The sequence below is a fragment of the Mucilaginibacter sp. dw_454 genome, assembly GCF_018449775.1.
Classification (GTDB): Bacteria; Bacteroidota; Bacteroidia; order Sphingobacteriales; family Sphingobacteriaceae; genus Mucilaginibacter.
Map to the genome: position 1 here is coordinate 595359 of NZ_JAAVVB010000003.1, position 14812 is coordinate 610170.

Here is a 14812-nt window from a genome sequence, read left to right on the forward strand (position 1 = left end):
ATAACATCATCTTACTGAAAACTGAAATATTGCCGAGTTAGATTGGTTGCCCTGCGAGTCTTTGGTAACGATCATCCAGTAATAGGTGTTGCCTGCCGTTACGGGCACATCATTTAAATAGGGCGTTTTTACATCACTTTTAAATAGTGGCGGGGTGGCGCTGGTTCCCAAATAAACATCGTATCCAACAATATCATTATCCACGTCGCTACCTTTCCAGCTCAAAGTAGTTACCCCTGTAGATACCGTGTTACCGTATAATGGGCCTATCACATCTGCCGGAAAAGGCACATGCGATTCAACGCCGGCGCCGGCATTATAAAATTTCCACACGTCGCTTTTTGATGACACCAAAGACTTTGATGATCTTGAAACGATATACCAGGAGTAAGGTGTGTTTCTGAGCAAATTAACCGTTAGTTGATTAGAGTCGGAATTTTTGCTACTCTCTGTATTGGTAAGTAAATTTTTGACATGCACCTCATAAAATTCAGTATGCTGCGTTGCCGCCCATTTAAATGTAATGGAACTTTCAGCGTCTGATATAATGGTACCTGTAGTGCATATTGAATTTTGATCCGGAAACGACAAAACTGTGATGCCGGGATTAGGAGCGGTGCCATTGTCTTTTTTACAGCCGCATACAACCATCAACGGTAATAAAAGCACCAACAAATGTTTTGTGTTTATAATGCGCCCGGTCATTTTTTTATAATTTTTAATACGGTATCAGTATTGTCGGCAGACAGTTTTAATATATAATCGCCGCTTTGTAATGAGGTCAGATCTAAAGGTATAATGCCAGATTTGTTTGAAAACTGCGTAGTGTACATCACTCTTCCAAAAGATGTATAAACGGTAATTATTCCTGTTTGTATTTTATAAGTGCCAATATCAAGATTTACAATATCCTGAACAGGGTTAGGGTAAGCTATTACCATCTGTGTATTATTGATGATTTTTTGCACTACACCCTGGCATAATCTATCAGTGCTAACAGTTAACTTATTATTGCCTTTTGCTAGTGGTAATGTGATCTCGCTTTTATCGGTGGTATAATTTTGTCCATTTAAATTAATGTTATAGGTTGATGCCCCGTTTAAACCTATAGTAACCTGGTTGTCGGTTTTAATGACATTCGTATAAACAGACAGGTCTTTTGGTTCTGTTATAGTCGCCGTAAAACATTGTTGAAATGTTGGTTGGCCGGCAACTGTTATACAAATGTTGTAGGTGCCCGGGCCTAGGTCTGTTATCTGAGTCGAGGTGTCAAATGGATAGGGTTTATTTAAGCCCCCGCCGGTAATTGTTCCGGTATAATTGAGCTTTTGAGCGGCCTCTATTTTTATAATACCATTGGCAGATCCCTTGCAGGTTACACTGTTTACGGTTAAGCTAAAATTGGTTGGCGGTAAATCAAATACTTCGGTTACTGTAATAGGTGCAGATTGTTGATAGACGCCACTAAAAGTCGTCATCACATAATAGCTGCCACCTTTGGTTGCCTTATAACTAGCTGTGGTGGCACTGTCAATTAATATACCATCTTTATACCATTTGTAAATATAATCAGCGTTATCAGGGCTTGCATGCAGTACTACACTTTTGCCCGATAAAATTGTGGTGGGCGAAGCTGCACTGACGGTAGGTATCGGCACAAATGTAAAGCCCGCATAGGTGGCCGACCCTGTTGCCGTTGTAACGGTTATATCTCCCGAGGAGCCGGTGCCAACCACAACTTGTATGTTCGACGAAGATGTTACTGTGTACGATGCAGCGGGTGTATTGCCAAAACTTACAGATTTAACGTTCACAAAATTTGTTCCGGTAATGTTGATGGTTGATCCGGCAATGCCGGCCAGATTATCAACAGATATCACTGTTGGCAAAGCGCTTATAGAGTTTAACCTCACTAACACGGGGTCGGAAATAGATTTATAGCCTTGATAAATGCATTTTGCAGTATAATGCCCTGTGTCTGTGGCCATATATGAGGTATCTGTAGCACCGGGTATATCTATCCCGTTTTTAGCCCATTGGTATGTGTAAGGAATTATATGCCAATTGGTTACTTGCAGTAAGGTATTTTCGCCCGGATTTACGTTAATAGTACCTGAAGGACGAATGTCAAGTTTAGGCACCGCAGTAAATATACCGGCAGGATTGCTATTTCCTTCTAATGTTTCTACAGTTACAGGTTGCGGGCCATTAGTTGCCATATTGTTAAGTACAAGCGTTATTGAAGTTGCGGTGACTTGTTTAAAGTTACTTGTACCGGTATTACCAAAAACTATCGTCTTAACATCACTGAAATTTGAGCCTGTAATGATAACAGTTGTACCTTCAGTACCTATTGCTGGTGTAACAGACGTGACCACCGGCAATGGATTTTCGGTATATTGAAATACACCACCACCTGTTGCTGAAGTGGCTGTTTGTACCGCTACGTTGCCTGTTTCTCCTTTACCAACGATAGCAACGATAGTGTTGTCTGATAATACCGAGAAACTCTGCGCCGATATTTGGCCAAAGTATACCGCAGTTGTGCCGGTAAAATGCGAGCCGGTAATAGTAACTACTGTGCCTATCCCTCCTGATTTTGGTGTGAAGGAGGTAATCGATAACGCCGTGCCACCATTGTTTTGATAAGTAAAACCGGCAAGTGTACCGGAGCCATTTGCGTTTGTTACCACAACGCTGCCATTTGCAGCATTACCAACAATTGCTGTAATCTCGGTGTCTGAAATTATAGTGAATGAGCTTGCCGCAATGCCACCAATTTTAACACCGGTAACATTCGTGAAGTTTGCCCCGTTAATGGTAATAGTTTGGCCTGCACTTGCAGTTAAAGGCAAAAAAGACGTGATATTTGGTGGTTCTGTATAAACAAAACCACTGCTGGTATTGGTCCCACCAGGTGTGGTGACAGACACCAATCCACTGGCACCGGAGGCAACTATCGCGGTAATGCTGGTGGCAGAATTTACAATAAACGACTTAGCGGGGGTACCGCCGAATGTTACAGCTGTAGCATTGGTAAAATTAGTACCTGTAATGCTTATACTTGTACCTGCACCACCGCTTTTAGGTGTAAATGCGCTAATTACGGGGGTTTGAATATAGGTAAACCCCGTTAACGTGGCTGTCCCGCTAGGTGTTATCACCGATATACTTCCGTTACTTGTATTGTTGGCCACTTGTGCGTTTATAACAGTTGCCGAGACAACTGTAAACGACTTAGCTGCCGCCCCGCCGATGGTTACTGCAGTGGTTCCTGTGAAATTACCGCCATTAATAACAATGGTTTGACCGGTACCGGCAGCAGGTGGAGTAAATGACGTGATTACCACATTCGAATTGCCTGTACTTATATATGTAAAACCAGACAAACTTGCGTTGCCACCAGCGCTGTTTACTGTTACCATACCGCTTGCGTTGTTACCTATTACTGCTGTTATTTGGGTTGATGAATTAATAACAAATGAAGCAACCGAACTACCACCGATTTTTACATCAGTTACGCCATTGAAATTCAATCCTTTGATAGCTATGGTTTGGCCCATTGCAGCCGTTGTTGGCGAAAATGAAGAAATAGATGGCTCAGATAAAAACGTGAAACCAGCCAGTGAAGCTGTACCCCCTGAAGTAGTTACTGATACATTACCACTAACAGCATAGTTTAAGGTTGCTGTGATTTGAGTTGCAGAGTCCACCACAAACGACGAAGCTGCGTAACCCCCAAAACGTACTTCTGTAGCAGTTGAAAGGTTAGAACCCTTAATTACTACTTTCTGTAGCCTGGCGGCAGATGTAGGTGAAAATGACTTAATAACGGGAGGTGAGTCAAGTGTAACAAAACTTAGAATACTACCTGTATTTGCACCCGCCGAATTGACGCCGTTTATACGATAATAATAGGTAGTATTAGGCGTCAAACCAGTTAACTTGGCGCTAAATGTTTTGGTTGCTGAGGCTGCTGTAACCACGTTTGAGGTCCCCGACAGCGTGGCGTTGATTGAGGCTGACAAATCAGGTTTGATACCATAATCCATGCTTACCGTACAATCGCTCCCGTTACTGTTTACTGTACCAGATATTGTAGCACTTGTTGTTGTAATATTATTCGGATACTCGTAGGTATACAGATCTGCTAACTTTTGCCAAGTATATTCCCAGAATATACCGCCTCGTACGTTGCCCACCACAGCATAGCTTGCGTCAGATGTCATACCGACGGCATAGCCCTGCCAGTCTTCGCCTACAGCATTAAATGCGGCAGTATTTTTCTTTATATCACTCCATGTATTTCCGTTACGCTTTAATATCCACGTTGCGCCGGTTTCACTTGCGCCGTCTCGGGGAGCGCCTATTAATACTGTCGAGCCGTCAGCACTTATTGCTAAAGCAGAGTTATCACCCGCTCCCTTGTCCCCAACCTCATTATGAAGCGCTATGCCGCTGCCTTGCTGTGTCCATATGCCGTTGGTTCGCATGAACACCCAAAATTTGGGTTGATTAGGGTAATAATTGTCGATATCAGACCCGACTATCAAAATATTGCCGTCAGCATTTATAGCTGCCGAATTGCCAAAAAAGGTTTGATTATCAGGATTTGTGCCGCTTAAATACCCACCCTGTTGAACCCAGGTTGTGCCGTTACGTGCATAAATAACGGCGGCAGCCGTTCCATCAGGATAACGGAGGCCGTCACCTGTACCCGATTGCACTAAAGTGTTTCCATCAGCGCTTAATGCAACCGCATCATTTTGCCCGGGAGCACCGTTAAGTTTTGCTTGTAGAACCCACGTTTGGCCGTTCTTTACAAAAATTGAAGTTGTCTTTTTTCCACCTACAGCCACTGTGTTTGCATCGGCGCTTAATAAGGTGAATCTTATAGGTTCTCCTATAGTCAGTTTATCTCCTTTTTTTGCCCATATGCCATTATTGCGGGTGTAAACCCAACTTGCATCATTGCCCGCATTTTGTCCGGCAAAAGTTAATAGAGTATTACCATCAGCACTTATAGCTCCGCTGTTAAAGTTAATATAGCCAGCTTCCGGCGCAGTAAGTTTACCACCTTGTTGTACCCATTCATTGCCATTACGAACAAATATCCATACCCCGCCAGTGTAGTTAGGGTCACTTGATCCTGCTATAGCCAGTGTATTTCCATCCGCACTTAAGTTTAAACTGCTTCCTATGGCCGAATAGCCCGCTTCCGTAGGTAAAATTATTCCAGTACCTTTTTGCGTTGCCGGTTCAGGTGTAGTCGTAATGGTGAACGTATTACTTGCATTTGCAACGCCATTTGATGTGGTAACTGATAAATTGCCGGTTATAGCTCCAGGCATCACCATGCCAATAACCTTATTGCCTGCATGAGATATCACGATGCCATTTACACCACCTATTTTTAGCGAAGTGATATTGTCTAAATTACTTCCGTTTATAGTTATAATAGCGCCTATGGCACCTGATGTAGGCGAGAAAGAAGATATAACTTGCCCGTAAACGTAGCTGGAAATAAATAAAAAGAAGCAAAAAGTAAGTAAATTTTTCACCATAAGCTAACCAATGTGCAATCAAAAAAAGTTTAGGTAACAACCCTGATCCGTATCAATAAACGGTGCCGGGGCTACTGAGATGCTCGCAAAGCTAATAAATTGCAATCAACTCAATATTAATTATTTGTAATTTATAAATTAGAATGTTTAACACAAAAGTCATAAACAAAAAAAGAGCCTCTTGAAAAAGAGGCTCTTACTTTAAACGTACTACGAACTCTGGTATTCTGTCCGCTTCTGTGATCCCGCTGGGATTCGAACCCAGGACCCCAACATTAAAAGTGTTATGCTCTACCAGCTGAGCTACGGAATCATTTCCAATTCCGTTTAAAGTGGTGCAAATATAGGGTTATCTGGGTATCTGTGCAAGGCTTATTTTAATTTATTTTCATCTTTTTTTAAGCGCTTCATTTACAGTAATCTATAGTTTTAATAGCCCAATTTTCCCACTATCGCCCGCTAAAATAACCAAGTTTCCGTGTTTTGCTTTGCGACAGACGTTATAGCTTTGATCATCAAGTTTTGTCCAGTTGTTACCGCCATCAACGCTGATATTGGTGCCCGATGTACCCGTGGAAAGAAAAGTATCGGCTTTGATATATTCCACACATGATTGATAACCAGTCGGAAAGCCTTTTGCCAAATGCCAGGTCAATCCTTTATCAATAGAATAACATGCCGTTGAGTCTCTTTTTTTTTTGTTTTGGTAATCGCCACCAACAACCACCCATGTTTTTTTGCCAGAAGCTACAGAAAAAGCCCCCTGACTACTTTGACCATGCAATAGGGGTAACAATTGTTTTACCCAGCCCGTTTCGTTTCTAATAAGAAATTCGGCATCACTGCCGCCGGTAACTATTGTCAATAAGTCTTTGCTAATGATGCAAGTGCCACTTGCCGCGAACGCCGCCTGGCTTTTTATTGCTGGAGGGCCTGCAATAGTCTTCCAATTACCGCCGCCGTCATTGGTTTCTATCAGTATAAATTTATCATTTATTGGGTCGCCCAGGATGAATCCATGTTTAGGTGTATCAAAATCCATAGCATCAAGGAAGTAAGCAGAATCATCTTTGCGATAGTTTACTTTCCAAGTGTGACCGCCATCCGTAGTTTTTAAAGTTAAAGCCGGAGTTCCAGAGCTCATAACAACAGCTTCTTTGTCAGAAAACGCTTCGATATCTCTGAAATCAGACTTTTCGAAACCTTTTATTTGCTGCCAGTCCCATGATCGGCCACCATCAATCGAAAGGGCTACATGGCCTTTGCTGCTGCTTATCCAAGCCACTTTATCATCAACTACTGATAAGCCACGGATACTAACCACTTGATTTTGCTTTATCAATTCAATATGTTGTGCAATCACGCTAAACGGAAATAATAATAATATTAAGTTTGTGTAGATAATTGCTTTCAGGTATTTCATGTTTTTTCTCATTGAAAAGTAGTTCGCCTACTAAGGTATCTGTATGATATTTTTTTTGCAACAGACTTACACTTTAATACGTAAATTAAATAGAGAAAATTTATATTTGCACCCTGCTTACAGGCCCGGATGGCGAAATTGGTAAACGTTGCGGTCTCAGAAGCCGTTGAGAATTGTCTCTTGAGAGTTCGAGTCTCTCTTCGGGCACATCCAAAATAAAAAAGCCTTGAGTCTGCTGAGTTGAAAGATATTCAATTCAGCAAACTTAAGGCTTTTCATTTCATTAGCCCGGGTGGCGAAATTGGTAGACGCACCATCTTGAGGGGGTGGCATTCGTAAGGATGTACGAGTTCGAATCTCGTTCCGGGCACATTAATCAAATAAGCTTTTTCTTTACTATTATATAGTAAATAACCGTCACGAGGATAAGCAGAACTACACTCCAGATAATCACGGATTTTATACTGCTGATACTTGAACTTGAATCACGATGATCAATTAAGTGATTGTAAGTGGAGTCCTGTGCTGATTCTGATTTTTTACCAACGCGAGATTGCGATTTTTCAGACTGTGCTATGTTATTTTGAGTTGTTGTTTGTTTGTGATACCGGGCATTAACGATCTTACTTTTTGGAGTTGCTTTAAAGAAGATATTGAGACCTGGTTTATCTCGAGTAAAATCGATACTTAGATCATTATTTTCGTAATGCTTCACTAAATCATCTGAATCTAACACGCCAGTTAGTGTATTGCCTGATTAAAATCGATAAATCGGTTGATTCCTTGTCTATTGGTAATCGCGTTGATTTTACTTATACTATCCCCAAAAATCCGAAAGGCGATGCATTGAAAAAGCAATTAACAATTATCAAAACCTTAAATAAAGGCGATGTGGTTACTGTTTCTGGAGCTTTGACACATTTTGACGACAATGGCAAAATTAATTTTGCATCTTTTTACGATTCATATGGTCCATGGAATATTGACCTTTTACTAAGTGATATTAAAAAGAGCACAACCGATAGTTACAAATTTTTACATAAAATAGACTACTAATTTTCAACCCAACTTCACCAACTCAACCTTAGTGGGTTGCCCTTTGCGCCAACTGTCAATTTTATTGATGTAATAATAGGCGCTGTCTTGCTCCAGGTAAATAGGTATGAGCAAATCAATTTCCAGGATATCGCGCGGGGTTAATAAAAAGTAGCGTACCACCTTTTTGGTTTGCTTTAATACTTTCTCCAGCTCGGGGTAGTACTTTGTTCTTGATCCCTGCAGTTTGGAGGTTTGCCCGGCTGCGGGCATGTCGCCAAAACAAAGATTATACTGGCCATCGGGTTTGTAAAAATAAGGCGTACTAATAATATCATTTACCACCCTGATGGAGCTGCCATCGGTAAATGTTACTGTTTTTTGCAGGCTGTTGATATTGAGTTTCTGATCAACCAAAATACGCGGCGATACCCCGATACTGAAATCAGTACTGTCACTATCAGTATCTATCATTTTGATCTGGGCAATAGTGCCGCCGATGTAGGACCGGTTAAGTGTTGGCGCAAACTGGCTTTCAAATAAATCTACAGTAGCTTGTAAAGTGGTATCGTTAACTTTAATTACGTCATCGGCAAAAGCTACAGGTGTTATCGCATCATCAGATTTATATTTTAAATTATTGGCCTGCGCATAATTACCTAACTGAAAGCTGATGGTTTTTCCCTGGTCCAAACACCTGGCCGACCAATTTTTTGCCGCCGGTATATTGTCTACAATATCTTTCAATGTGTTGAATGATATGGTTTTAGCGGCATTATTTGTCTGGCACATTATGCCAAACCGCTGAAACACGTCTTTCAACAGGTCTTTTTGCGAAATGTCCGGAAAAATCCGTTCGCATTGTACCGGCTGGGTATACTTAACTATGTTGTTTTGCGACAGTACGTTAAAAGTACACCCCGCCGGGATAGAGAAATAAGAAGGGTTATCGCCTTTCCAGGTGTAATTAACCTCAATGCTTTGCCCAATGGCCAACTCCAACTCGCACGAAATGGTTTGCTTAGGGATGCTTAAATGGCCTGTTATACTGCCGCCGCTGGTTCCCGGGTCGCGCACCCAGGTACCCATGTCCCAGTTAAAGTCTAATGATGTTGCTTCAACATCCGGCTCGCCGGGTGTATGTACGGTTATGGCCACGTGCAAATAGGTGGGATGGCTGCCGGTAATTTTCCCGCTTAAATAGGCGCTGGGGAAATTAACATTTACCTGGTAGTCGCCGCGTTGTGCGGCGGTAAAAAGCCCGTCGACCAATTGGTTTGAAGGATCTGATATCGGGCTAAACACCAGCCGGCCTGCGGGGTCGCGGTCATTAGGGTGGTTAAGTATAATTGCGCTGCCATTTGTAGCCGAGCAGCTAAAAACTGCCGGCTGATTCTGGTAGTCAGTGCCATGCTCCCAATCGCCGTTACTAAACTGCGCTATCAATAAAGGATAGAGCGGATCAGCCAATAACGAACCGGTGGCTTTATACCCCGTGCTCTTCACCAAAATATCCACTGCCGATTTAATAAAAAAACCAGGGCGCAAAGTAGTTACATTGATAGTTTGATTAACGTCCTCGGTAAAGTTGCCATAATCTACCACCGGATAGATCCAGCCGTCAGTTTTAGTTTGGGAAGTGGCTACGTTGTCGAGTGTCCAGGCATGGTCGTAGTTTTTCCAAAGTGGGCTGTACCAAATGCTGGTGCTATCGCCCATTTCATAAAGCTGCCCGTCAAGAGCATCAAAAAAGTCGACATTGCCCGATAGAACGGTGATGTTGGCGGCATCCTGGTCTATGCTGTTCATTTCGGCAATTGCATAGGGGATGATCTCCAATCCGTCTTGCACTAATTTAGCTTGATATTGAGTGTAGGGCAAGTTGTTACAAAACGCAACGTCGTCCGGAAAACCAAGGATGCGGCGGTTGGTTTGGGTAAGTGGTAGTTTAAACTGGTTAGAAGTATTACCCTGCTGGTTTTTAACCTCGGCCAGGTCATTTATCTGGAAGGTGAGGGCAATAGGGCTATCGTCGCTCAGATCAACCAATTCATCATTTATATAAAGCTGAAGATCATTCATTTTGATATACTATTGTGTTTGTATGTTGATGCTTGGCATGTTAAACGTTACGCTGAAAGGTGCCTGGCCATTAATGGTTTCGTATTCGCTAAAAGTGGCAGTGTTAAGCACTACGGTTTGCCATTTAACCGGGTTTTTGTTAACCAGCATTTGCACCTTGGGCGAGTATTTGATGGATTGTAAGCCTTTTATATCGGTTACCGAAAGATCTTCGGCCATTACTTTCATTTTTTGACCTGCAGTTTTACTAATCACCTCTTCAATACCTTGCTGGTTCTCCCAATCGCTCACAAAGTTTTTGATGATGGTGGCGTTTTGCACATCTAACGACACTTCCTGATTATAAACAAAGCGGTAATAGTTCCAAGACCCCGAAAGCCCTATCCAACGCAGATAAACAGATTGTTCGTCCACCGCGTCATCAATGCGGATGGTTTGCGTTTGGGTGATGGCTAAAGTATCAGTGCCGTTAGTATATTTTATAACGACGTTAAAGTACCTGGCATCCGCCGGGAAATCGTAGTCGATAAGCAGTCTGTTCAATCCCAATTGCTGAAGCAGGGTGGTGCCGGTGGGGTTTTGCCGGGATATTAATAGTTTGCTACCATCCTGGTTAAGCAGCCAGGAGCCATCCTCGTTCAATAAATTATGATTCTGCAGGCCACCGGGCAAAGGGTTTCTGTTGATGTCGAGCATCGTCAACTCGCAAAATATATTTAAACCGACGATCTCGTCGCTATAAATAAAACCGATATCAAACTGATAACCAATGGAATAGGCCGGTTCGGCAAAATCAGTAACCCACTTAGCTGGTGGTTGTCCATTGGCAAACGGTACATAAGCCGCCAGATTGCCGCCGTAGCGCTCGCCTAATTGTTTGGCGGCGTAAACTATGTAATAAGGCTCGGCAATAGTTACCCAATTAGAGGTATGCACGCCGTTTACGTCGTTAGCTGTAACGGACGTAGCCGGGTCTATATCCCATTGCTCGGCATAGGCAATCTGGTAACTGGCGCTTAGGTTGGTGTCTCTGAAATTGGCTTGCGTATAATCGCTGTCGTCTTGTATGGTCAATAGCGATTGCAGGAAGTTGGACAAATCAGCTTTGATTAGTCCGGTGTTATCCGGCCTGTTAATTGATTGAATGGTTTGGGTAGTGCCCGTTTTTACATCCTGATAAGTGATTTGCGTAACCAGCCGGTAATAGGGCTTCAATTTATTTGAGTTGGCAAAGCCCGTTGATGCAGACACCGTAAAAGGCGCGTTGATGGTAAAGGCGTTTTGTGCCAACGGATTACAATTAAAAACGCCTTGGTATGGGCCTGCGTTAACATAAATCTGGTCGCCGTTTACCAGGCTAGTCAGATTGGCGTTTACGGTTACTATGGGTAAGCTCGAAGAGGAGTCTTGAACAACACTTACCACTTCACAATCTTTACGTTGGTAGGTAAATACGACAGGATTGAAGGCGGCACTCCAGCGGCTGATGTTGCCGTTGATAGTTACTGATGGGTCTTTGATCAACAATCTATCTAATATAGGCATGTTAACCGGCATAGTCTCCACGCAGCCAAAAGTATTGGCATCCATCACTGTAACGGTTTTTGCGCCACCTGTTAAGCCGATAAATATATTAGACGATTGAAAGTTGGTACCATCTATACTGTATTGAAGCGGCAAATAACTTGATGAAGAACTAACGGATATCTGCCCATCGGCAGCGCCGGGTGCAGATTCTGGTTTATCAACGCTGATGCTGTTAATTACCAGGTCGCAGTTGTTAACCGGCGGTGAGGTAGTTATTAAAGTAAGCACCGTTGCCAAACCGAAAGTTTTGGTGTAATAGACGGTATAGTTGCCACCGCCTGCATCGCTGGCTTTTTCAATGATACCGTCAAATAATAAAACACTCTGACCCATAGCAACTGTAGTTGCACGGGTTACCGTTCCGTTGTCGTCTACGCTATATTTTACGAGCGAACCATTGCCGTTGGCCGGTTGGCCGTCGCTGTCAATTATATCTGCATAAACTTTGGCTGTAGCTATCTTGTCGGTGCCACTCAAGGTGTAGACTTTGTCTACAATTACGATATTACAATTTAATCCCATACGGTGATTGAGTTAAAGATTTTAATAAGGATTGATTATTGAAAACTGTCGAAATACATAGTAGCCAACGTAATGGTTAAGCTAACGCCGGTGGTATTTACATCAAACTTGTTGTATACCGGTACGCATTTGGCTTTGTCGCCGGCTTTAATTTTAAAGTAGCGGCCATCGCCCTGGCGGTAGGTTGCCGCCTTAGCTATAAACTGGTTAGCCATGAATAAAGCCTGGCTTATGTAGGTTTCGTTATCGCTGGTATATTGATCAAACTCTGTTTTAAACAGAAAATCGAGTGTAATGGCAAAGGTATTATCTACCGATCCGTTGATTTGTGGCGACAAGTTAATGGCTTGTGGGGGATATAAAAACACACAGGGAAACGTGGCATCGTCTGCCAGGGTATTTAGTTCGTTAGCTGTGCCATAAAGAAATGCAGGGCTATTGGTTAAGCTTTGCACCACGGCTTCTATTTGATTGCGTATAGGCATTGGTTTGATGATTAATGATTAATAAATTTTAGCGTTGGGCCTGCAACAGTTCTGCATATTTGTGTTGATATGCTGCTTCGATTTTATTGAGTAGTAGTTTGGTGAGCACCCGTTCATAGGGCATATTTAATATTTCGCCCCATTTGGTGATGTCGCCGCCGGCTAATGAATTGACGGTGTTGATGTATTTAAATTTCTCGAAGGCCTGTACGCCGGCTTTCTTTTCCAAAATTGTCGTAGCCGATGCGAGTAGCCTGCTTTCGGTTTCGATAAGTTTGGATAGCTCATAAAAAAATGTTTAGCTATGGGCAGTGCCTCCGTTACCCTAAGTGTTTTAATGATTTCGGTAAAGGCTTCGGCCTGGTAATCATTATAAATATTGGCGGTAGCGCGGCAATAAAAATATTGCGCTAATACCTGGCAACAAGCTTTTAATGATGGATTGAAGTTTTCCTGCCAATTTTCCTCGCCGTGTTTTTTAATGTGATTACTAATCTCCTCGGCAATAATATCGCGCGATGCCATAAAAGCGCCGGCAGGCTCCATAGATAGGTTCCTGATCACTTTAACCTTTACCTGTTTATCTTCGATATTGAAGTTTATTGTTTCGGGTATAGCATCGCTGTTATAGAGGTATTTGATCTCGTTAGATAAGGTCAATACAGCCTCGCCAAACACATCAAACTCACTAAAATGAACTACGTTTTTAAGCTTATCAATGGTAATGCCTGATAATATGCTAATGGCATCCAAGTCACTCAGATCTTCTTTTTCCTGCAACTGCATCATTTGGCTCATGGTAAGCTCGTCAAGCCGCGAAGGGATCTTGACGTTTAGTTTGCCTGTTAAGGTTTTTACTGTTCTTTCTATCATATCTTAAATAAATCATTAAGGTTTGGAGCATAAGTTTGCTTGTAAGGCAGTTTAGATTTGGTAGCCGATGTTGGCGTTATTTTTAGCTTATTGAGGGCAACGTAGCGCAACGGATCTATCAAATGATTCATGGTATCTACCGGCTGATTCAGGGGTTTGCCGGCCCTGTCTACCCGCCATTTGTAGCGCTCCAGCTCTTTACGCAGGTTTACGCTACGGCGGGTTACATTTAGCTTATAGCGCCTTAAAATGTCTATAGAATTATTCACGCTATCCTTACCTTTTTTTGCTGGCGACACATACCAGCCCATTCGTTTTAGCTCCTCAATGGTTTTTGGCTCGGCATCGTCAGCGATAATTTCATTAGTTTTTTTGACGCCTGTTGCAGCTAATTTTTTAGAAAGATCTGTATTGGTTAAACCGGTTTCATAAAATAACTCGTCAATCCATAGCTCACCATTTTGTAAATACACTTCCAGGCAGCCAGACTCATCATTACTGTAACCAAAATCTAAACCCACGCCAATTAATTTGGCATCTTCAGGAATTTTATCAACCACAAACCAATTGGTAAACACCAGGCCGGTAATCCTGCCGGTAAGTCCCCGCGCATAAACTTTCCATCTTTCCGTATCGGTTTCTTTAATACCTTCAATTTTATCAACCGTTGGCTGGTCTATAAAAGGGTTATGCCGGTAGTCGGAGATAATTAATTCTACGCCGGGCCTGCCAATTAAATGTTCATGAACCCAAAATTCATGATTGGGGTTATAATCAATAAATACCCTCGTCCGCGTACGCAGTGCCAGTTCGGTATAAATATTCCAGTCAATACCATTAGCCTCATTAATGAAAAGATAATCGCGCTTGCCAGACTTGGCGTCCTGCGCGTCGGCGTAACTTTTAAATTCAATAATAGATCCATTGTGAAACTCAAATACGCGGTCGGTTTTGTTAAAATTTTTGATCAGGCTTTTTAGCTGATCAGATAAGCTGCAGAGGTTCAAAGCATCGCGCAAAGCGCCGGCCTTAAGGTTAGGAATATCCTGCCCAACAACGGTTATCACCTGCCTGTCTTTTTCGGCTGCCAGGCAAAACAGCACTTGCTCTATGGCATAAGTCTTGCCGGCGCTGCTGCCGCCCTGGTTAATTACTACCTGCGCCTGCGAGGCATAGTTACACCTGAACAATACCGAGGCTTCGTAATCATTTGCATTTATCATATTGGTTGTTTATTCGGT

Annotated in this window: 9 protein-coding genes and 3 tRNA genes; 3 read left to right on the plus strand and 9 right to left on the minus strand. The window is 42.5% G+C overall.

The genetic code is table 11. The annotated features are described in order from the left end of the window. Positions 1–6: 6 nt before the first annotated feature. From HB679_RS12920 to HB679_RS12935, 4 genes are all read right to left on the minus strand, one after another. Positions 7–705: a hypothetical protein gene (locus tag HB679_RS12920; RefSeq protein WP_214072396.1), complete on the minus strand. Its 699-nt coding sequence runs from the start codon at positions 703–705 to the stop codon at positions 7–9. Next, positions 702–5564 carry an IPT/TIG domain-containing protein gene (locus tag HB679_RS12925; RefSeq protein ID WP_214072397.1) on the minus strand — a complete coding sequence of 1621 codons (4863 nt, stop codon included), beginning with the start codon at positions 5562–5564 and terminating at the stop codon, positions 702–704. Before HB679_RS12925 ends, HB679_RS12920 begins: the two co-directional genes overlap by 4 nt. 240 nt (positions 5565–5804) lie before the next feature. Then, positions 5805–5877, minus strand: a tRNA-Lys gene (locus HB679_RS12930). 108 nt (positions 5878–5985) lie between these two features. Then, positions 5986–6987, minus strand: a complete 1002-nt coding sequence (locus HB679_RS12935) for a YCF48-related protein (RefSeq protein WP_214072398.1) — start codon at positions 6985–6987, stop codon at positions 5986–5988. Between the two features lie 123 nt (positions 6988–7110). Between HB679_RS12935 and HB679_RS12940 the strand changes: the two genes are divergently transcribed. The 3 genes from HB679_RS12940 (at position 7111) to HB679_RS12950 (ending at position 8043) form a co-directional block, all read left to right on the plus strand. Further along, positions 7111–7194 (plus strand) — tRNA-Leu (locus HB679_RS12940). Positions 7195–7273: 79 nt separating this feature from the next. Further along, positions 7274–7357, plus strand: a tRNA-Leu gene (locus tag HB679_RS12945). Positions 7358–7770: 413 nt separating this feature from the next. Beyond that, a complete protein-coding gene (locus HB679_RS12950) occupies positions 7771–8043 on the plus strand; it encodes a hypothetical protein (protein ID WP_214072399.1) in 273 nt (90 codons plus the stop codon). 3 nt (positions 8044–8046) lie between these two features. On the opposite strand, the gene HB679_RS12955 is transcribed toward HB679_RS12950, so the two are convergent. The 5 genes from HB679_RS12955 to HB679_RS12975 form a co-directional block, all read right to left on the minus strand. Continuing rightward, positions 8047–10104, minus strand: coding sequence for a hypothetical protein (locus HB679_RS12955; RefSeq protein WP_214072400.1), 2058 nt, complete (start codon positions 10102–10104; stop codon positions 8047–8049). A 9-nt stretch (positions 10105–10113) separates the two neighbouring features. After that, a complete protein-coding gene (locus HB679_RS12960) occupies positions 10114–12213 on the minus strand; it encodes a hypothetical protein (RefSeq protein ID WP_214072401.1) in 2100 nt (699 codons plus the stop codon). 35 nt (positions 12214–12248) lie between these two features. Further along, positions 12249–12698, minus strand: a complete 450-nt coding sequence (locus HB679_RS12965; protein WP_214072402.1) for a hypothetical protein — start codon at positions 12696–12698, stop codon at positions 12249–12251. A gap of 162 nt (positions 12699–12860) precedes the next feature. Then, positions 12861–13571, minus strand: a complete 711-nt coding sequence (locus tag HB679_RS12970) for a hypothetical protein (protein ID WP_214072403.1) — start codon at positions 13569–13571, stop codon at positions 12861–12863. Then, entirely contained in the window at positions 13568–14794 is a 1227-nt protein-coding gene (locus tag HB679_RS12975) for a terminase large subunit (protein WP_214072404.1), read from the minus strand. The genes HB679_RS12970 and HB679_RS12975 overlap by 4 nt, the downstream gene beginning before the upstream one ends. Between the last annotated feature and the right edge of the window lie 18 nt (positions 14795–14812).